Source organism: Nocardia sp. CDC160, from assembly GCF_035818795.1.
Lineage (GTDB): Bacteria > Actinomycetota > Actinomycetes > Mycobacteriales > Mycobacteriaceae > Nocardia.
Genome location: NZ_JAYKYT010000001.1, coordinates 1,166,465 through 1,184,759 on the forward strand (window position 1 = coordinate 1,166,465; position 18,295 = coordinate 1,184,759).

Sequence of the window (18,295 nt, forward strand, 5' to 3'; positions counted from 1 at the left end):
GGCAAAGCAGAATCGGACATCGTGGTTACCGAAGCGAACGAGAATCCGGCCCTCGCGGCGCCGGAGAAGATCCCGGCCGCCGCGCCCGAACCCCGGTCCGCCCTGCGGCGCGCGGTGATCGGTATCGAGCGCCGGTTCGGCTCGGCGGCACTGATTTTCGTGCTGGTCGCGGGCATTTTCGGCGCGGTGTGGTCGGTGCTCACGCCGCCGTTCTGGGGACACGACGAGATCACCCAGTTCGGCCGGGCCTATCAGGTCGCGCACGGCGGGTTCCTGCCGGAGAAGATCCACGACGACCGCGGGCCCGCGTGGGGCGGCGACGTGCCCGTCAGCATCGACGCGCTGATGAGCTACGCCTTCAACGACTACCAGCGCGATCGCGACGACGAGCAGGATCCCATGGTCGCGGATCCGCACGTGTACGACCGGCTCGGCGCGGCGGCGGTGTCCACCTCCGACACCAAGCAGGTCTGGTTCACCAATACCGCCGCCTACTCCCCCGTCCCGTATGTGCCTCCGGCGCTGGGTATTCGGATCGCGGAGGCCCTCGACCTGAACGCGGGCGGGATGGTGCTGGCCACCCGGTGGGCGGGGCTCCTCGCGTACCTGCTGATCGTCGGCTTCGCGCTGCGCGTGCTGCGCGGACATCGGGTGCAGTGGCTGGCATTCACCATCGCGGTGCTGCCCATCGCGCTGTTCCAGGCCGGGACCGTCACCGCGGACACCGTCACCAACGCGCTGGCGCTGCTGGTGTCGGCGCTGGTGGTCAAGGGTCTGTTCCTGGGCGAGCGACTGACCAAGCCGGAGACGGTGGCCGCGCTGGCCGCCACCGTCCTGCTGCCGGTGTGCAAGCCGACCTATGTGCTGATCGCCATGCTGACCGTGCTGATTCCCGCGCGGCGCTTCGGTTTCGGGGCCGCCGAGCGGGTCGCGCCGTGGCAGCGGGTGCTGCCGTGGGCGGCCGCGGGGATCGGTGCCGTCGCGTTCGCGGTATGGATGAAGATCGCCGCGCCGACCGGCGACGGCATGAGCCTCATGCGGCCCAAGAAGGATTGGGGCAGCGTCCGTCCGGGTGATCAGCTGCACGGCATCCTCGCCGATCCCGGCCATTTCGTGCGGGTGTTCGGCGACAGCATCGCGCGCCGCGACCAGCACTGGTTCGTCCAGTTCTTCGGTGAGCTCGGTTTCTCCTACGTGGAGGTGCCCGCGCTGACCATCCTGGCGAGCCTGCTGGCCTTCGCCGTGAGCGTCGGTGCGGCCGAGCGCTTCTCGCCCCGCGGCGCGAACCGCCTGAACACCTGGCTGGTGCTGCTGACGGTGGTCGCCAGCGTGGCCATGATCTACGTGACGCTGTATATGTCCTTCACACCGGTCGGCTACTTCATCATCGACGGCGTGCAGGGCCGATACTTCGTGCCGCTGGCGCTGCTGGCCCTGGCCGTGCTGTTGCGCTGGATGCCCGTGCGGCTCACCGACGCCGCCGGTCGCTTCCCGACGCGGGGCGCGGCGATCACCGTGGTGGCCGCCACCTCGGTCGCGCTCATCGCGGCGGTGGTCAAGTACTCGACCATCGTCTGGGGCTGAAACCGGCTCGCCGGACACCGAATCCGCCGCTAGCATGCGCTTGGTGGGGATGGGGTGGTGGCGGCGAAAGGGCCGCCACCGGCGAATAGCCTTGGGGTTGCTGGTCATTGCCTGCCTGGCGCTCACGCCGGTCGCCACGGCCGCAATCTATCTGCGGCTCGAGGATTCCGGAACCCTGCGGGACGATGCCCGGACCCGCGGACGAGACGCGCTCTGGCTCGGTCACGCCTGGGTCGACGGACGCAAAAGCGACACCGATATCGCCGAGCTGGGAATTCGGCTGGCCGGGACCGGAATCAAGGATCTGTACGTCCACACCGGGCCGCTCGACAATGACGGCACACTGCGCGCGGAGCTGTATCCACGGGCCCGATGGTTCATCGACGCCGTGCACCGCACACTGCCCGGAATTCGGGTGCAGGCCTGGCTCGGAGATTTGCTCACACCCGAATTCGACGGGCTGAATACCGGTGATCCGGGGACGCGCGATCGTGTTGTCATGACATCGTCCCAGGTCCTCGATCTCGGATTCGACGGCATTCACTTCGATTTCGAGCCGGTGCGCTCCGGATCGAGCGGCTATATCGCCCTCCTCGAGCAAGTGCGCGCGGTCACTTCGGCCCGCCACTCGCTACTGTCGGTTTCCGCTCCGGTTATCGATCCGCTACCCGGATTGCATTCGGTCGGAGTGGCGCTGTTCGATCATGGGAAATGGTGGTCGCAAGACTATTTCGCGCAGGTGGCGCGGCGCGTCGACCAAATCGCCGTGATGTCCTATGACACCGCCATGCCGACCCGTTCCCTCTACGGCGGATATGTCGCCCAACAAACCACTCTCGCCCTCCAGGCCACCCCGGCCACGGTGGATCTGCTGATGGGCCTGCCCGCCTTCCGGACCGACGATCTCGGACACCACGCGGCGGCCGAAACGGTGGCGGCCGGAATCCGCGGTGTCCGTGTAGGTTTGGCGCGCACCGACCGCGGTCGTCGCTCCTTCGGCGTCGCGCTGTATGTGGATTTCGCTGCCACCGAACAGGATTGGGCGGACTACCGCCGGGGCTGGTCCTAGAGGACCCGTTCGCCCGCGGCGGCGTAGGCCGATTCGGTGGCGGCTTTCTGTGGGCGCCACCAGGATTCGTTGTCGCGGTACCAGGCGACGGTGGCGGCGAGGCCCTCGCCGAAATCGCGATAGCGCGGTTCCCAGCCGAGTTCGGTGCGCAGTAGCGAGGAGTCGATGGCGTAGCGCAGATCGTGGCCCGGACGGTCGGTGACGTGGTCGAAGTCGTCGGGCGCGCGGCCGAATGCCGCCAGGATCATCTCGACCACGGACTTGTTGTCGCGCTCGCCATCCGCGCCGATCAGGTAGGTCTGCCCGATGCGCCCGCGCTCCAGGATCTCCCACACCGCGCTGTTGTGATCGTCCACGTGAATCCAGTCGCGCACCTGGTGGCCGCTGCCGTAGAGCCGCGGCCGCACCCCGTCGATGAGGTTGGTGATCTGGCGCGGGATGAACTTCTCCACGTGCTGGTAGGGCCCATAGTTGTTGGAGCAGTTGGAGATTGTGGCCCGCACCCCGAACGACCGCACCCACGCGCGGACCAGCATGTCGCTCGAGGCCTTGCTGGCCGAATAGGGACTCGACGGGTTGTAGGGCGTGCTCTCGTCGAATGCCTTGGGGGCGTCGAGTTCCAGGTCGCCGTACACCTCGTCGGTGGAGATGTGGTGGTAGCGCACCTGGTGTCGGCGCACCGCCTGGAGTAGCGAATAGGTGCCGATGATATTGGTCTGGACAAACGGCCAGGGGTCGGCCAGCGAATTGTCATTGTGCGATTCGGCGGCGAAATGCACGACCGCGTCCACACCGCCGACCAGGCGATCCACCAGGGCGGTGTCGGCGACATCGCCGTGCACGAACTCGATTCGGTCCGCGACCGGGTCGAGCGAGGCGCGGTTACCCGCATAGGTGAGTTTGTCCAGCACGGTCACGTGCACACCCGGACGCGTGGTCACGGTCTGATGGACGAAGTTCGCGCCGATGAACCCGGCACCTCCGGTTACGAGCAGTCGCACACCGAAACATTACGTCGGCCGGGGCGGCCGCCGACGTCGGGTCGGGGAAGTTGCCTTCTTTACACCAAACCGACTCTCGACGTGCGCGGAATCGGTCATCCGGTTGAAACATATGTACTTAATTGAAGGGCTAACGCCTGGTCGAAATGTCGGTATTTGGTGTCCTCACCGTGACATTCGCGGAGGAATGGTCACGACTTTGCAAGCCAAAGGTGTGACCTTCGTCACACTCTGGTTCTCAGGTAACGATCAGCCTGATCAGATATACGCGCGAAAACCTTTCGCAGGCAGTGGTTTTCCACTACCTTGCAGACCGCACGATCCTGATGGTGAACAAAATTTGAACGAACGGTCACGATGGGTTCACCGCTCGTTAGCTGTCCTCCATTTCGATTCGTGTTGTCCCCCCGAGCTCTTCGATGAGGTTTCTAGACAATGCTGATGAGGAAATTCGCCGCCACCGCGGCGCTGGTGACCGCCGCTCTGGCCGTCACCGCTGGCACCGTCAACGCCGCCCCCGCGGCCGACGCGAACGCGCCGATCGACTACGCGGTCACCACCACTGACAAGAGCACGGTCCTGCGCACCGATGCCGGGTCGCTGGTGAACGACAACGGCACCTTCGAGATCAAGGCTGCCAACGGCACCGTCGTCGCGAGCATGCCGCTGTCCTTCCGGGTGGACGACTTCACCTTCCCGATCGCTGCGGACATCTCCGGCAACACCGCGACCCTGACCCCGCAGTACGACATGGAGCACGCGGCCTACACACCGGTCAAGGACGTCGCGCTGCCCTACGAGGACCAGGCTCCGTGGAAGTCGGACTACGACCGTGAGCAGGCCGCCTGGAACCGCATGAAGGACACCATTTCCACCGGTGCCACCATCGGCACCCTGGTCGGTGGTATCGGCGGCGCGGCTGTCGGCTGTGTCGCGGGTGTTGCCGTGGGTCTTGTCGCGACCGGTGCGCTGGCCACTCTGTTCGGCCTCGGCCCGCTCGGTGGCTGCATCCTCGGTGCCGCCACCGTCGGCTTCCTGGGCACCCTGGCCGGTCAGATCTTCGTGACCGCGCCGGTCGCCATCGCCGCCGCGATCCAGTACTTCTCGACCATCAACGAGCCGCACATCTCCGCCAAGTAATTCGCGGACCGCAGCTCTACGAAACCCCCGCCCGGGTCAGCCGGGCGGGGGTTTCGCTTGTCCGGGAGCAGATGTGGGGCCCGAGGTCTGCGCCCCGAGCCCCACATCATCAATCACGCTGTGATCGAACCGATTACGCGGTGCGAGCGATCTGCTCGGCCGCCATCCGCTCGCGCACGAACCGCGCCACATGCGCCAGGGCGGCCCGGCTCTCGGGCATGTTCGGGAAGATCGCGGGGAAGGCGTGCACCTGCCCGCGCCAGATCTCGAGGGTGGCGGGCACGCCCGACTGGGCCAGGCGCTGGGCCATGATCTCGCTGTCGTGCCGCAGCACCTCGTCCTCGGCGATGATGAGCAGCGCGGGCGGCAGTCCCGCGAGCACATGGTTGACCGGCGACATCCGCGGATCCAGTCGGCCGTCGACCTCCGCGCCGATCTTCACGACGGATTCCAAGGCGGACAACGGAATCAGGGCGTCGCGGCGGTAGTTGGGGTGGGCGCGCTTCTCGGTGCAGTCCAGATCGAGCGCGGGGCTCAGGCCCACCAGCCCGGCGGGGACGGGGAGTCCGGTGTCGCGGGCGCGCAGGGCGGTGGCGAAGGTCATGTAGCCGCCCGCGGAGTCACCGGCGAACACCACGCGCGCGGCCGGAACGCCGTGCGCCAGTAGCCATTTGTAGGCGGTCAGGCAGTCCTCGACGGATCCGCTGATATCGGTCTTCGGCAGCTGCCGGTATTCCACGCTCACCACCGGCAGCCCGGTGCGCCGGGCCAGCGCCGCGACCACCGGGCGATGGGTGTCGAGCCCGCACAGGAAGAAGCCGCCGCCGTGCATGTAGAGCACCGCGCCGTCGCGCAGCGACCTGCTGGCACCGGCGGGCCGAACGATCTCGATGCGGAAGCCCTTCAGCCGCACTTCCTCCCGTTCCACCCCGCGTGGGTTCGGGCGCAGTCTGGCCAGGCCGTTGATGACGGCGTTGACCACCGGCATCGAGCCCACGGTGACCGTCGCGCGGTCACCGGCGGGCCGGATCACGGTGCGGGAGAAGACTGTCAGGCTGCGCGCGGCGGCGCTGGTCCGGTCGGGGTTCTGGACGGGCGTGTCGTGAGTCATCGCGCACCTACCTCGTTGTTGGCGCGCCGAGCCGTTCGTCCGGAAGAGACCGAGGGCTCGGCAAACCCGGCGCGCGAGAGTCGGCGCTGACATCTCACATAGCGTCATTTCAGAACACCATGAGAACGTGACCTACGCAACAGAAATCGCCAGATCGGGCCGCCGGTAAACGGGCGTGATCGATTCGAGGTCGACTCGGAACCTGGCCGCCGCGCTCCGCGATCGAACTGGCAGACTCTCGTGACATGCGCGGAATCATCCTGGCCGGGGGCACCGGATCGCGGTTGCACCCGATCACGCGCGGGGTGAGCAAACAGCTGGTCCCGGTGTACGACAAACCGATGGTGTACTACCCCCTGTCCACGCTCATGCTGGCGGGGATCCGGGACATCCTGGTGATCACCACCCCGGAGGACAGCGACGCCTTCGCCCGGCTGCTCGGCGACGGCAGCCGCTTCGGCGTCTCCATCTCCTATGTGGTGCAACCCGAACCCGACGGCTTGGCCCGCGCCTTCGTGCTGGGCGCCGACCACATCGGCACCGACACCGCCGCACTGGTGCTGGGCGACAATATCTTCCACGGCCCGGGCCTGGGCACCCAGCTGCAGAAGTTCCACGATCTCGACGGCGGCGCGGTGTTCGCCTACCGGGTCTCGGATCCGACCGCCTACGGCGTGGTCGAATTCGCCGACGGCCGCGCCATTTCCATCGAGGAGAAGCCCAAGGCGCCGCGCTCCAACTACGCCATCCCGGGGCTGTACTTCTACGACAACGACGTGCTCGCCATCGCCCGCGATCTGAAGCCCTCGGACCGCGGCGAATACGAGATCACCGATATCAACCGCGCCTACCTGGAGCAGGGCCGCCTGCACGTGCAGGTGTTGGCCCGCGGCACCGCCTGGCTCGACACCGGCACCTTCGACTCCCTGCTGGACGCCGCCAATTACGTGCGCACCATCGAGGAGCGGCAGGGCCTCAAGATCGGTGTGCCCGAAGAGGTGGCCTGGCGGCTCGGCTTCATCGACGACGATCATCTGACCCGACTGGCCGAACCGCTGGTGCGCTCGGGATACGGCAAATACCTGCTGGGCCTGCTGGACCACGGGCGAACCTGGGAGTAACGCATGCGCATTCGGGAACTGTCGATACCCGGCGCGTGGGAGTTCACGCCCCGGCTGCACGGCGACGACCGCGGGGTCTTCTACGAGTCGTTCAAGGCCTCGGAATTCGAGAAGGCGGTGGGCCGCCCCTTCGATCTGCTGCAGGTCAATATCTCGACCTCGGCCGCGGGCGTGCTGCGCGGCATCCACTACACCGAGAATCCGCCCGGCCAGGCCAAATACGTGACGTGCGTGCGCGGCGCGTTCCTGGACGTGGTGGTGGACCTGCGCCGCGACTCGCCCACCTTCGGCACGTGGGACGCGGTCGTCATCGACGATGTGGAGCGCAAGGCGGTGTATCTGGCCGAGGGCCTGGGCCACGCGCTGCTCTCGCTCGAGGACGGTTCGACCGTCAACTACCTGTGCTCGCTCGAGTACTCCCCCGAATTCGACCGCGATCTGGACGCTTTCGATCCGGACCTGGGCATCGAGTGGCCGACCGTCGGCCGCAATGGCGAACCCCTCGAATTCATCCGGTCCGCCAAGGACGCGGCGGCTCCGCGGCTAGCGGATCTGAAGCAGCCGCACTGACGTAGCAACGAAGGGGCGCACCGCAAAGGCGGTGCGCCCCTTCTCTTTTCCAGGTGCGACCGAGTCCGTGTGAGCGGCGGACCCGGCCGATGGGTACTAGCCGACCAGTTCGACCTCCAGCTCACGGGCCTCCTGGCGACGGGCCCGCCGCTTGGGCAGGAAGACCGTCAGGGCGACCAGGGCCCCGACAATCGACACACCGGCGGCGAATTCCAAGCCGGGACGGTAGGTGTCGAGCATGGCCGCGGGGGTCGGGTTGCTCGGCACGCCCGAGGTGACGATGGCGGTGGTCACCGCGAGCACGATGGCCGCGCCGACCTGCATGGCCGTCTGCAGCACACCGGCCGCCAGGCCCTGCTCGTCATCCTCGATGCCACTGGTGGCCTGAATATTGATGGCGGGGAAGCCGACCCAGCCGATGCCGACCAGCAGCACGGCGGGCAGCAGCACGGTCAGGTAGGACGGGGCGGTGTCGATGCGCAGGTACATCAGGTAGCCCACGGCCATGACCACCATGGTGATGGCGATGATCGGGCCGGTGCCGAAGCGGTCAACGAGCTTGTCGGAGACGAAGGCCGAGGCGACCACCAGCAGGCCGACCGGCAGCAGTGCCATCGACAGCTTCAGCGGCGACCAGCCCAGGGTGTCCTGCAGGTACAGCGTGGTGATGAACTGCCAGCTGAAGTACGAGCCGCCGACCGCGATGATGGCCAGGCTGGCCCGGACCAGGGTGGCCTTGCGCAGGATGCCCAGGCGCACCAGCGGGTAGCGCACCTTGTTCTCGGTGTAGACGAACGCGGCACCCAGCACGGCCACGCCGACGAACGATCCGATGGTGCGGGCCGAGCCCCAGCCCGCCTGCGGCGCGGAGACCACGGTGTAGACCAGCAGCAGCATGGTGGCGGTGGACAGCAGCGCCCCGAGCAGATCGTGGCCGCCCTCCTCGGCGGGCTTGTCCTTGGGGACAACGAAGTACGCGGAGATCAGCGCGGCCGCCGCGACCGGGACCGGGAGCAGGAAGGTCCAGCGCCAGCCCAGGCCGGTCATCAGACCGCCGAACAGCAGGCCCATGGAGTAGCCGCCCGCACCGAACACGGTGTAGATGGACAGCGCCTTGTTGCGGGCGGGTCCCTCGGCGAAGTTGGTGGTGATGATGGACAGACCGGTCGGCGCGGTGAACGCGGCGGCCAGGCCCTTCACGAAGCGGGTCAGGATCAGCAGGGCCGGGGAGCTCACCAAAGCTCCTGCCAGCGAGGCCAATCCGAAGACGGCCAGGGCGATCAGGAAGACCTTGCGGCGACCCAGCAGGTCGGCGGTGCGCCCGCCCAGCAGCAGCAGGCCGCCGTAGCCGAGCACGTAACCGCTGACCAGCCACTGCAGGGTGGAGGTCTGAATGTGGAGTTCGGTGCCGATGGACGGCAGCGCGACGCCGATCATCGACACGTCGAGGCCGTCGAGGAACAGCACGATGCACAGGGTGATGAGCATGCCCCAGAGCCGACCGGTCCATTGCGTGGTGTCGGCCGCGGTGCTCACTGCGGGGCGAATCTCGGTGGAAGTCACGAGAAGCGACAGTACATGCACACGCATCAAATGCACAAGCATTTAATGCGGTTGCATGGTTTGACCGAAACCACTAGGATGGGCCGCATGCCGAAGCCGACAGCGTCTGTCGACCGGCCCGTGGCAACGTCTTTCGACACGTCCGGGCTGGTGGGCGAATGGCGCGATCTGCTCGCCCGGCACGCGACGACCTCGTGCGCTCTGGAAAAGGAACTGCAAGGCCGCCACCACATCGGGCTCAGCGAATTCGAAACCCTCGACCGTCTCGTCGAAGCAGGCAGCGACAGCTGCAAGATGAGCGATCTCGCCAATGACATCTACTTGAGCCAGAGCGCGCTCTCGCGCACGGTGGCTCGACTCGAGCGCGACGGACTGGTCGATCGCACCCTGTGTACCGAGGATCGCCGCGCGATCTTCGTGTGCCTCACCGACAAAGGGCGCGAGCTGCACAGGCAGGCCGCGCCCACGCACCGGGAAGTGCTGGCGGAAACTCTCGGGTCCCCGCAGGTCTGAGCTAGACGGCGGCGCGGAGGGTGTCGATCACCGGAAGCGCCGCCACCGCAAGGGAACTCACGCCCGTGAAGGCCTCGCGGTAACGCTCCACCTCGTGCTCCTTGTCCAGATACGAGGAGCCGGTGAGGGATTCCACGTAGACCACCGGGGGTTCCGTGGGTTCGCCTGCGGCGGTGGGGAATTCGAGCAGGACGAACCGACCGGCATCCATGCCGTGGTGGTAGCCGCAATCGGCGGGCTGCACCCGCAGCCGGACATTGGGCAGTTCGCCGAAGGCACGCAGCCGATCCAGCTGGCCGCGGGTCACCTCGTCGCCGCCGATGCGATGCCACAGCACCGCCTCGGCGATCACCACGTCCAGTTGCAGCGGCGATTCGGTGCGCGTGATCAGGGACTGCCGCGCCAGCCGCACCCGCACCCGGCGGTCCATCTGCTCGGTCGAGATGCCCGGGTAGGCCCCGGCGAGCACCGCACGCATGTACTGCTCGGTCTGCAAAAGCCCTGGGACCAGCTCGTTCTCATAGGTGGTGAGCCGCCCGGCGGCCTCCTCGAGACCGATGTAGACCTCGTAGCCCTCGTCGATCACATCGCTGAACTCCGTCCACCAGCCGCGGGCCTTGGTCTCGCGGGCCAGCGTGGTGAGCGGTTCGATGGCGTCCTCGGGGGCACCGTAGATCCGGCACATGGCCTCGACATCCAGGCTGCGCAAAGACGTCTGCCCGGTTTCGATGCGCCAGATCTTGGCCTCGGACCATTCCAGGCGCTGCGCGGCCACCCGGGTCGTCATCCGTGCGCGATTGCGCAGATCGCGCAGGTGTCGGCCGAGCTGCCGACGCGGCACGGTCGATCCGGTAATCCCCTGCGGTAGAGCCATTCGTCCCCCTATACCAGTGTTGCGATCGCATTGTTGCACAGGAAAACTCAGCGATCCATGGACGCGGGACGCGGCCGGGTGGTTAGGATGGCGACCTTTATCAAGGCTACTTCCTCGAGGACCGCCTGCGGAAGCGCCAGAACTGCACGGCCTGAACATCTTTCGAGAGCTGATTGACCGGTTCCGCCACATCCGAGAGCGCCTGGAACAGATCGTCGGCCATATCGGAAATGTGCGAGACGCGGGCGGCCAGCCGGGAGGCGTTGAGCACGAACTCCAGCAGCAGGCGCACCGTCGCGGCGATCACCAGGCCCAGCGGAATCGCGAACAGCACCGCGAAGCCGATGCCCAGCCAGGCCGAAATCCGCCACAGCCCTACGGTTCCCACGATCGGAATGGCGACCGCGCTCGCCAGGCCCAGCAGATACGCCAGCGGCAGCAGGGTGCGGGTCGCGGCGCGGTGGAATTGCACGTCCAGCAGGGCGCGCGCGGCGTCCACGCTCCAGGAGCCGAAAGCGCTTGGGCTGGCGAAGGGTTCGACCGGTTCCTCGGCGGTCTCCTCTTCAGCGATGCGCCGGGACATGCGCCGCGTCGCGGACTCCTTGAAGGCCGCCCAGCGGCCCTCGGTGATGATCTCGTCGAACTCGTCGAACTCCTCGACGTCGGCGGTGTTCCCACCCGATTGGTCGGCCATGCCGACGATCTCCTCTCCCGCAGACCTTTTCGGCGGATCCAGTGTCGCCGGTGTCACCGGCGAAGCGCAGTCCGAGACAGTGTGTTGTAGAACACGTCCCGCTCCCGCGCCGGTTGCGGGCCACGATGGGGTCTCCAGCGCCCTTGACAGCGTTGTCGCAGGCAGATCCCCTGCCGAGGCATGGCGTCGCTTCTGGGCCAAGTTCACTAATGGGTCAAAACAGACCGGGCACCCGCCGATTCGGCACACAACCGGACCTTTGGTGAAAAAGGGTGTGTAACGACCCGAACGCCTCGTTCCGATACGTCGCACAGAGCAGGAACTAGATCTACCGGGGAATGGAGAATCCAGTGCGTACGACGTTTTCGTCTTCCGTTGCGGAATCTGCGCAGGACTACATCCGGCGCGGCTGGACGGTCGCCGAAACCGCCAATGGCGTCTGCCTGGTCACCGACGAGGAGATCTCGGGTATCGAGGTCACCGGCGAGACCGCCGCGTTCGTGCGCCGCTACCTGCGCGCCAATGATCTGACCGGTCCGGTCATCGAGATCCCGGGCGCCGAGCGCCGCGAGATCCACCTGGTGACCGGGCTGCGCAAGGCCGAGCGCGCCATCGAGGCGCTGCGCGAGGCCGGTGTCCTCGTCCACACCGACGGCGCGGGCATCCCGCTGCCGCCGAGCAAGCTGTCCGCCGGTGCGGCCTGCTGGGGCGTCGCCCCGCACGAGGCCCGCTGGGTCCCGCCGGTCGTGGCCATCGCCGCCGCCGTCCGCGCCGCCACCAAGGGCGCTGCCAAGGCTGCTCGTATCGCCTCCTGAGACAGGCTCGAAGAATCGACGCGAAACCCGCGAGTGCACCCCGGCGCTCGCGGGTTTCGCTGTATCCCGCTCGAAACGTTGCAAATTCAGAGATAACGGACATGGCCCGAGGCCCGGGCGCAAATCCCACCGCGGGTGTTTCGCCCGCACCGGCTCCGGGCGATCATGGGGTATGACCCACGTCGCGGACAGCCCCCGGACACTGCTACGCACCTGCCCGCTCTGCGAGGCCGTGTGCGGCCTCGAAATCACCCTCGACAGCGCCGATCGCGTCGCCTCGGTGCGCGGCGATCACGCCGATCCCTTCAGCAAGGGCTTCCTGTGCCCCAAGGGCGCGACCCTGGGCCACCTCGACGCCGACCCGGATCGACTGACCGCGCCCATGATTCGCGATCGCGCCACCGATACCTGGCGCACGGTGAGCTGGGACGAGGCGTTCGGGGTGATCCGGGAACGGCTGCCGCGGGTCTCGGCCGCGCACGGCAACCAGGCGGTCGGGCTGTACCTGGGCAATCCCAATGCCCACACCGTGGCCGGGGCGCTGTACGTGCCGCTGCTGATCCGCGCCTTGGCCACCCGGAGTCTGTTCTCCGCCAGCACCGCCGACCAGATGCCCAAGCAGGTGGCGAGCGGGCTCATGTTCGGCGATCCGCTCACCGTGCCGGTGCCGGATCTGGATCGCACCGACTATCTGCTCATGCTGGGCGCGAATCCGCTGGAATCCAATGGATCCCTGTGCACCGCACCGGATTTCCCCGGTCGACTCAAGGCGCTGCGGCAGCGCGGCGGACGGTTCGTGGTGGTGGACCCGCGACGCACCCGGACCGCCAAACTGGCCGACGAGCATCTGTTCGTGCGACCGGGCAGTGACGCGTATCTGCTGTTCGGGATCGTGCACACGCTGTTCGCCGAGAATCTCGTCGACGTGCGGGTCGCGGTGAACGGGCTGGACGAAGTGCGCGCCGCCGCAGTCGATTTCACCCCGGAGCTGGTCGCCGAGCGGACCGGGGTTCCGGCCGAGACGATCGTGCGCATCGCGCGCGAGCTGGCCGCCGCGCCGACCGCGGCCGTCTACGCCCGAATCGGTACCTGCACGGCCGAATTCGGGACGCTCACGCAGTGGCTGGTGGAGGTGATCAATGTGCTCACCGGCAATCTCGACGCGCCCGGCGGTGCCATGTTCGCCACCGGGGCGGCCCTGGGCATCGTGCGTACGCGGCCGTTCCGGACCGCGCGCTGGGGCAGTCGGGTGCGCGGATTGCCCGAGGCCATGGGCGAATTGCCGGTGGCGACGCTGGCCGACGAGATTCTCACCCCGGGCGAGGGGCAGATCCGGGCCATGGTGACCGTCGCGGGCAATCCGGTGTTGTCCGCGCCCAGCGGCGCGCGGTTGGACGCCGCCTTCGCCGGGCTCGAGTTCATGGTGAGCGTGGACCGCTACCTCAACGAGACCACCCGGCACGCCGACGTCATCCTGCCGCCCCCGCGCATTCTGCAGTCGCCGCACTACGATTTCGCGCTGCTCAACTTCGCGGTGCACAACTACGCGCGGTATTCGCGGCCGCTGGTGCCGCTGGGCGCGGGCGAGATGTCCGAGGCGGAGGTGTTGGCGCGGCTGGCGCTCGCCGTCTCCGGTCAGGAGCCGCAACCCGGTCTCGATCCGCTGACCGTGGTCGACGAGATCGTCATCGCGGGGACGCTGCACAAGGCGGGCATGGCCGATCGGCGCAAGGAACTGCTGGGCGAGAACACCACCGAGCAGCGCATCGACATGATGCTGCGGCTCGGACCCTTCGGCGAGTGGGCGTCGACACCCGATGACACCAACGAGTGGCGCGGCAAGCTGAATCTGCAGGTGCTGCTGGACAATCCGCACGGTATCGACCTGGGTCCGCTGGAATCCCGGCTGCCCGGCGTGCTGCGGACCGCCTCCCGCAAGGTCGAACTCGCGCCCGCCGAGTTGCTGGCCGATCTGGAGCGCCTGCGGGCCCGGCTGCGGGCCGAGCAGCCGGAGATGGTGCTGGTGGGTCGGCGCCAGCTGCGGTCGAACAACAGCTGGCTGCACAATGTTCCGCCGCTGGTGGGCGGATCGAACAAGTGCACCTTGCACATTCATCCGCAGGACGCGGCCCGGCTCGGGTTGAACGGCACCGCCATCGTGAAATCGGCGGCGGGCACGCTGACCGTGGAGGTCGAGCCGACCGACGACATCATGCCCGGCGTGGTGAGCCTGCCGCACGGGTGGGGACACGAGGACAGCGCGCAATCGGTGGCGCGGGCACACGCGGGCGTCAATGCCAATGCGCTGACCGATGATTCGCTGGTGGACGCCCCGTCCGGAAACGCGATCTTCAATGGGGTGCCGGTAACTCTCACGCGCGCCTGAGAATTGCCGCGTACCCGAGTATTAAAGACCTTTCGGTATTAATGTTTCGCGTACCGAAGATCGGTCACAACTAGGGGGATGACAGGCGGAGAGCGCAGTCCAAAACTCCGCAAAATGGACAAAGCAGGAATGCGAAATCCCCGGGGCCCCTGGGGATCTCGCGTACCCGCGCCCCGGAACTCCCCATAGCATCCCCACAGTTAAGGGCCAAAGGTCCCTTGTGAACCCTTTCATCCGGGAGGATCCTCGCCCGGGAAGGTTTGTCCGGCACCAGTCGAGGAAGCCCCACCAGGGCAGATCCGCCGGTTCACGCATTCGCCACACGAAAATAGTTCAACCGTATAGGATTTCGGATGGCCGAAGTTCGTGGCCGAGCCTCTTCCATCCGGTATTCAGCTACCAAAGGGGGCGCACGATGCCCGGTATCAGAAACGGCAGCGACGGCGAGCGGGAACTCCAGGAGCGCTACGGAACCGAGGAAAGGGCCGGGCGCTTCTATAGCGACCAGGTGCGAGATCGGCTCAATACCCACATGATCGATTTCATTCGCCGGATGGATATGGCCTTCATCGCGACCTCCGACAAGCACGGGGAATGCGATTCCAGCTTTCGCGCGGGCAAACCCGGCTTCCTGCACGTGATCGACGATCACACCGTGGCCTACCCGGAGTATCGCGGCAACGGCGTCATGGCCAGCCTCGGCAATATTCTCGAGAACCCGCACGTCGGCATTCTCATGATCGATTTCGTGCACGACCTGATCGGACTGCACGTCAATGGCACCGCCCGCATCGTGGACGACGCCCTCATGCGCCGCTGCGTGCCCGACCTGCCCGTCGAACAGCGCGGGCGGATTCCGGAGCGCTGGGTGGTCGTCGATGTGGAAGAGGCCTATATCCACTGCCGCAAACACATTCCACACCTGGTCCCGGCCCGCCGCGAGGCGCGGGAATGGGGTACCGACAATGTGCGCGCCAAGGGCGGCGATTTCTTCCGAGCCAAGGAAGAGAACAACGCCCTGGTCGAGTCTTGATATAGGCGCGGCGTGAGCCCGATTACTTGATCTTGAAGATCACGGCCCGCTGCACAATGAAGTTGATCACGGTGGCGGTGCCCTGCGCGACACAGAACGCGAAGAAGATCCGCCACCACGCCTCCGGCAGCGCGTAGTAGCAGAGCTGGTTGATCCCGACCTGCAAGGCGAAGGTCAGCGCGTACAGCGCGATCACCGCGAGGAAGCGCTTGCGGCTCGGCTCGGCCTTGAAGGTCCAGCGCCGATTGATCAGATAGGCCGTGGTCGTACCGGCGATGAAGCTGATGGACTTGGCCACCGGCAAGGGAAAGCCGACCAGCTTGAAAAGCAGGGTGTACAGGCCGAAGTCCACAATGGCCGACAGGCCGCCCGTGACCGCGAATCGAATGATCTGCGTCTTCAGCTCAACGTCCGTACCGCCCGGTTCATCGACCAGGGGCAGTTCGGGCGGGAGTGGCAGATGGGGTTCGGCGGTCACAGTGCAGAAGGGTAATGCCCGGGACAAAGGACACAAGCCTCGAGACGGTTATCCCTGTAGCCTCTATGCCGATGTCCACGAAAGCTCAGACCACCACCGCGGCCGCCACGGAGCCCAGCTCCGCAGGCGAGAGCCCGGTCGTCGGCAAAGAAAAAGAGGGCACAGCGGCGCAGGGGGCGTTCGGCCTGCCGACGCAGACCCGGCGCCTGCACGGTTGGGGTCGCACCGCGGCCACCACGTCGGAAGTGCTCTCCACCAATGACCCCGAGCTGATCGCCAAGGCGGTCGCCATGGTCGCGGAGGACAACGACGCCAAGCCCGCACACCTGCGGCGCGGTGTCATCGCCCGCGGCCTGGGCCGTTCCTACGGCGATCACGCGCAGAACGCGGGCGGCCTGGTCGTCGACATGACCGCCCTCAACCGCATTCACCGCATCGACCGGGACTCCCGGCTGGTGGACGTGGACGCGGGCGTGTCCCTGGACCAGTTGATGAAGGCGGCGCTGCCGTTCGGCCTGTGGGTTCCGGTGCTGCCCGGCACCCGGCAGGTGACCGTGGGCGGGGCCATCGGCTCCGACATCCACGGCAAGAACCACCACAGCGCGGGCAGCTTCGGCAATCACGTGCGGTCCATCGATCTGCTCACCGCCGACGGCAAGGTGCAGACCATCGGGCCGAAGAAGAACGCCAAGCTGTTCTGGGCCACCGTCGGCGGCAATGGCCTGACCGGCATCATCCTGCGCGCCACCATCGAGATGACGCCGACCGAGACGGCCTACTTCATCTCCGACGGCATCAAGACCACCTCGTTGGACGAGACCATCGCGGTCCACAAGGACGGGTCCGAGGAGAACTACACCTACTCCTCCACCTGGTTCGACGTGATCAGCGCGCCGCCGAAGCTGGGGCGCGCCAATGTGTCTCGCGGTCGGCTGGCGAAACTCGATGAGCTGCCGAAGAAGCTGCGCAAGAATCCGCTGAAGTTCGACGCGCCGAATCTGCTGACGGTGCCGCCGATCTTCCCGAGCTTCGCGGCCAACAAGTTCACACTCGGTATGGTCGGCGAGGCGTACTACGCGCTCGGTGGCAACTACACCGGCAAGGTCATGAACTTGACGCAGTTCTACCACATGCTCGATGTCGTCTCGGAGTGGAACCGGGCCTACGGACCTGCGGGTTTCATCCAGTACCAGTTCGTGCTGCCGCCCGAGGCGCTCGATGAATTCACCAAGATCATCGTGGATATCCAGCGCTCCGGGCACTACTCGGCGCTCAATGTGCTGAAGTTCTTCGGCCCGGGCAACCCGGCCCCGCTGAGCTTCCCCATGGAGGGCTGGAACATCTGCGTGGACTTCCCGGTCCGCCCCGGTCTCAACGAATTCGTGCGCGAACTGGACCGGCGCGTCCTGGAATTCGGCGGTCGCCTCTACACTGCCAAGGACTCGCGCACCGACGCGGAGACCTTCCACAAGATGTACCCCCGGATCGACGAGTGGATCAAGATCCGCCGAAGTGTCGATCCCACAGGCGTTTTCATGTCCGATATGGCGAGAAGGCTGGAGCTTCAGTGATCAATGCGGTAGGGAACCCGCAATCCATTCTGCTGCTGGGCGGCACCTCGGAGATCGGCTTGGCCATCTGCGCCGAGTACCTGAAGAAGGGTCCCGCGCGCATTGTCCTGGCCGCCCTGCCGGGCGACCCGCTGCGCGAGGACGCCGTCTCGCAGATGAAGGCCGCCGGTGCCTCCGAGGTGCAGGTCATCGACTTCGACGCGCTCGACACCGACAGCCACCCGGCCGTGATCGACGCCGCGTGGGCCGCCGGTGACGTGGACGTGGCCATTGTCGCGTTCGGCATCGACGGCGACGGCGAGATCTTCTGGCAGGACCAGCGCAAGGCCGTCATGATGGCCGAGATCAACTACACCGCCGCGGTGTCGGTCGGCGTGCTGCTCGGCGAGAAGATGAAGGCGCAGGGCTTCGGCCGGATTCTGGCCATGTCCTCGGTCGCCGGTGAGCGCGTGCGGCGCTTCAACTTCGTCTACGGCTCCACCAAGGCCGGTCTGGACGGCTTCTACCTGGGCCTGGGCGAGGCGCTGGCCAAGTTCGGCCCGCGGGTCACCGTCATCCGCCCCGGCATGGTGCGCACCAAGCTCTCCGCGCACGCCAAGGAGAACGGGCTCACGGTCGACAAGGAAGACGTCGCCGTACTCGCGGTCGCGGCGTCGGAGAAGGGCAAGGAAATCGTCTGGGCCCCGGGCACTTTCCGGTACGTCATGATGATCCTGCGCCACATCCCGCGCCCGATCTTCCGCAAGCTGCCGATCTGAGAAACTCTCGGGAC

17 protein-coding genes are annotated in these 18,295 nt (G+C 66.7%); 11 read left to right on the top strand and 6 right to left on the bottom strand.

From position 1 onward, the window contains the following. Window positions 1-21: 21 nt before the first annotated feature. Window positions 22-1,584 carry a DUF2142 domain-containing protein gene (locus VMT40_RS05240; RefSeq protein WP_326356793.1) on the top strand — a complete coding sequence of 521 codons (1,563 nt, stop codon included), beginning with the start codon at window positions 22-24 and terminating at the stop codon, window positions 1,582-1,584. Window positions 1,585-1,633: 49 nt separating this feature from the next. Then, window positions 1,634-2,653: a hypothetical protein gene (locus tag VMT40_RS05245; RefSeq protein ID WP_326357204.1), complete on the top strand. Its 1,020-nt coding sequence runs from the start codon at window positions 1,634-1,636 to the stop codon at window positions 2,651-2,653. On the opposite strand, the gene rfbB is transcribed toward VMT40_RS05245, so the two are convergent. Beyond that, window positions 2,650-3,654 carry a dTDP-glucose 4,6-dehydratase gene (rfbB, locus tag VMT40_RS05250; protein WP_326356794.1) on the bottom strand — a complete coding sequence of 335 codons (1,005 nt, stop codon included), beginning with the start codon at window positions 3,652-3,654 and terminating at the stop codon, window positions 2,650-2,652. The two genes, VMT40_RS05245 and rfbB, sit on opposite strands and share 4 nt — an antisense overlap. Before the next feature lie 435 nt (window positions 3,655-4,089). Between rfbB and VMT40_RS05255 the strand changes: the two genes are divergently transcribed. Continuing rightward, the gene (locus tag VMT40_RS05255) at window positions 4,090-4,794 is read left to right on the top strand and encodes a hypothetical protein (protein ID WP_326356795.1); all 705 of its coding nucleotides are present in this window, start codon (window positions 4,090-4,092) and stop codon (window positions 4,792-4,794) included. 133 nt (window positions 4,795-4,927) lie between these two features. Here VMT40_RS05255 and VMT40_RS05260 read toward each other — a convergent pair whose 3' ends face one another. Next, on the bottom strand, window positions 4,928-5,905 hold the full coding sequence (locus VMT40_RS05260) for an alpha/beta hydrolase (protein ID WP_326356796.1): 978 nt from the start codon (window positions 5,903-5,905) through the stop codon (window positions 4,928-4,930). 245 nt (window positions 5,906-6,150) lie between these two features. Between VMT40_RS05260 and rfbA the strand changes: the two genes are divergently transcribed. Next, the gene (gene rfbA, locus VMT40_RS05265) at window positions 6,151-7,026 is read left to right on the top strand and encodes a glucose-1-phosphate thymidylyltransferase RfbA (RefSeq protein ID WP_326356797.1); all 876 of its coding nucleotides are present in this window, start codon (window positions 6,151-6,153) and stop codon (window positions 7,024-7,026) included. 3 nt (window positions 7,027-7,029) lie between these two features. Next, complete coding sequence (locus VMT40_RS05270; protein ID WP_326356798.1) at window positions 7,030-7,596, top strand: dTDP-4-dehydrorhamnose 3,5-epimerase family protein; 567 nt, start codon at window positions 7,030-7,032, stop codon at window positions 7,594-7,596. A 96-nt stretch (window positions 7,597-7,692) separates the two neighbouring features. Here the strand turns inward: VMT40_RS05270 and VMT40_RS05275 are convergent, their stop codons facing one another. Continuing rightward, on the bottom strand, window positions 7,693-9,084 hold the full coding sequence (locus VMT40_RS05275; protein WP_442789922.1) for an MFS transporter: 1,392 nt from the start codon (window positions 9,082-9,084) through the stop codon (window positions 7,693-7,695). 162 nt (window positions 9,085-9,246) lie between these two features. Between VMT40_RS05275 and VMT40_RS05280 the strand changes: the two genes are divergently transcribed. After that, the gene (locus VMT40_RS05280; protein ID WP_326356800.1) at window positions 9,247-9,672 is read left to right on the top strand and encodes a MarR family transcriptional regulator; all 426 of its coding nucleotides are present in this window, start codon (window positions 9,247-9,249) and stop codon (window positions 9,670-9,672) included. Window position 9,673: 1 nt separating this feature from the next. Here VMT40_RS05280 and VMT40_RS05285 read toward each other — a convergent pair whose 3' ends face one another. Both VMT40_RS05285 and VMT40_RS05290 read right to left on the bottom strand, forming a co-directional pair. After that, entirely contained in the window at window positions 9,674-10,546 is an 873-nt protein-coding gene (locus VMT40_RS05285; RefSeq protein WP_326356801.1) for a helix-turn-helix domain-containing protein, read from the bottom strand. Window positions 10,547-10,652: 106 nt separating this feature from the next. After that, a complete protein-coding gene (locus VMT40_RS05290; protein ID WP_326356802.1) occupies window positions 10,653-11,240 on the bottom strand; it encodes a DUF4282 domain-containing protein in 588 nt (195 codons plus the stop codon). A 350-nt stretch (window positions 11,241-11,590) separates the two neighbouring features. Between VMT40_RS05290 and VMT40_RS05295 the strand changes: the two genes are divergently transcribed. From VMT40_RS05295 to VMT40_RS05305, 3 genes are all read left to right on the top strand, one after another. Beyond that, complete coding sequence (locus VMT40_RS05295) at window positions 11,591-12,055, top strand: hypothetical protein (protein WP_326356803.1); 465 nt, start codon at window positions 11,591-11,593, stop codon at window positions 12,053-12,055. Window positions 12,056-12,227: 172 nt separating this feature from the next. Next, window positions 12,228-14,441, top strand: coding sequence for a molybdopterin-dependent oxidoreductase (locus VMT40_RS05300; protein ID WP_326356804.1), 2,214 nt, complete (start codon window positions 12,228-12,230; stop codon window positions 14,439-14,441). Between the two features lie 415 nt (window positions 14,442-14,856). Next, window positions 14,857-15,474 (top strand): pyridoxamine 5'-phosphate oxidase family protein, encoded by a 618-nt coding sequence (locus VMT40_RS05305; RefSeq protein WP_326356805.1) that lies wholly within the window; start codon window positions 14,857-14,859, stop codon window positions 15,472-15,474. A gap of 22 nt (window positions 15,475-15,496) precedes the next feature. Here VMT40_RS05305 and VMT40_RS05310 read toward each other — a convergent pair whose 3' ends face one another. Then, entirely contained in the window at window positions 15,497-15,952 is a 456-nt protein-coding gene (locus VMT40_RS05310; protein ID WP_326356806.1) for a GtrA family protein, read from the bottom strand. A 71-nt stretch (window positions 15,953-16,023) separates the two neighbouring features. Here VMT40_RS05310 and VMT40_RS05315 point away from each other — a divergent pair, with 71 nt between their 5' ends. Then, a complete protein-coding gene (locus VMT40_RS05315; protein WP_442789904.1) occupies window positions 16,024-17,523 on the top strand; it encodes an FAD-binding protein in 1,500 nt (499 codons plus the stop codon). Beyond that, on the top strand, window positions 17,520-18,281 hold the full coding sequence (locus VMT40_RS05320; RefSeq protein ID WP_326356808.1) for a decaprenylphospho-beta-D-erythro-pentofuranosid-2-ulose 2-reductase: 762 nt from the start codon (window positions 17,520-17,522) through the stop codon (window positions 18,279-18,281). Before VMT40_RS05315 ends, VMT40_RS05320 begins: the two co-directional genes overlap by 4 nt. Window positions 18,282-18,295 lie beyond the last annotated feature (14 nt).

Excerpts from the sequence above, each read along its gene's own strand:
- VMT40_RS05270 (WP_326356798.1), top strand. The coding sequence starts at position 7,030 with ATGCGCATTCGGGAACTGTCGATACCCGGCGCGTGGGAGTTCACGCCC.
- VMT40_RS05290 (WP_326356802.1), bottom strand. The coding sequence starts at position 11,240 with ATGGCCGACCAATCGGGTGGGAACACCGCCGACGTCGAGGAGTTCGAC.
- VMT40_RS05305 (WP_326356805.1), top strand. The coding sequence starts at position 14,857 with ATGCCCGGTATCAGAAACGGCAGCGACGGCGAGCGGGAACTCCAGGAG.
- VMT40_RS05260 (WP_326356796.1), bottom strand. The coding sequence starts at position 5,905 with ATGACTCACGACACGCCCGTCCAGAACCCCGACCGGACCAGCGCCGCC.
- VMT40_RS05280 (WP_326356800.1), top strand. The coding sequence starts at position 9,247 with ATGCCGAAGCCGACAGCGTCTGTCGACCGGCCCGTGGCAACGTCTTTC.
- VMT40_RS05300 (WP_326356804.1), top strand. The coding sequence starts at position 12,228 with ATGACCCACGTCGCGGACAGCCCCCGGACACTGCTACGCACCTGCCCG.
- VMT40_RS05245 (WP_326357204.1), top strand. The coding sequence starts at position 1,634 with ATGGGGTGGTGGCGGCGAAAGGGCCGCCACCGGCGAATAGCCTTGGGG.
- VMT40_RS05255 (WP_326356795.1), top strand. The coding sequence starts at position 4,090 with ATGCTGATGAGGAAATTCGCCGCCACCGCGGCGCTGGTGACCGCCGCT.
- rfbA (WP_326356797.1), top strand. The coding sequence starts at position 6,151 with ATGCGCGGAATCATCCTGGCCGGGGGCACCGGATCGCGGTTGCACCCG.
- VMT40_RS05275 (WP_442789922.1), bottom strand. The coding sequence starts at position 9,084 with ATGCTCATCACCCTGTGCATCGTGCTGTTCCTCGACGGCCTCGACGTG.
- VMT40_RS05285 (WP_326356801.1), bottom strand. The coding sequence starts at position 10,546 with ATGGCTCTACCGCAGGGGATTACCGGATCGACCGTGCCGCGTCGGCAG.
- VMT40_RS05315 (WP_442789904.1), top strand. The coding sequence starts at position 16,024 with ATGTCCACGAAAGCTCAGACCACCACCGCGGCCGCCACGGAGCCCAGC.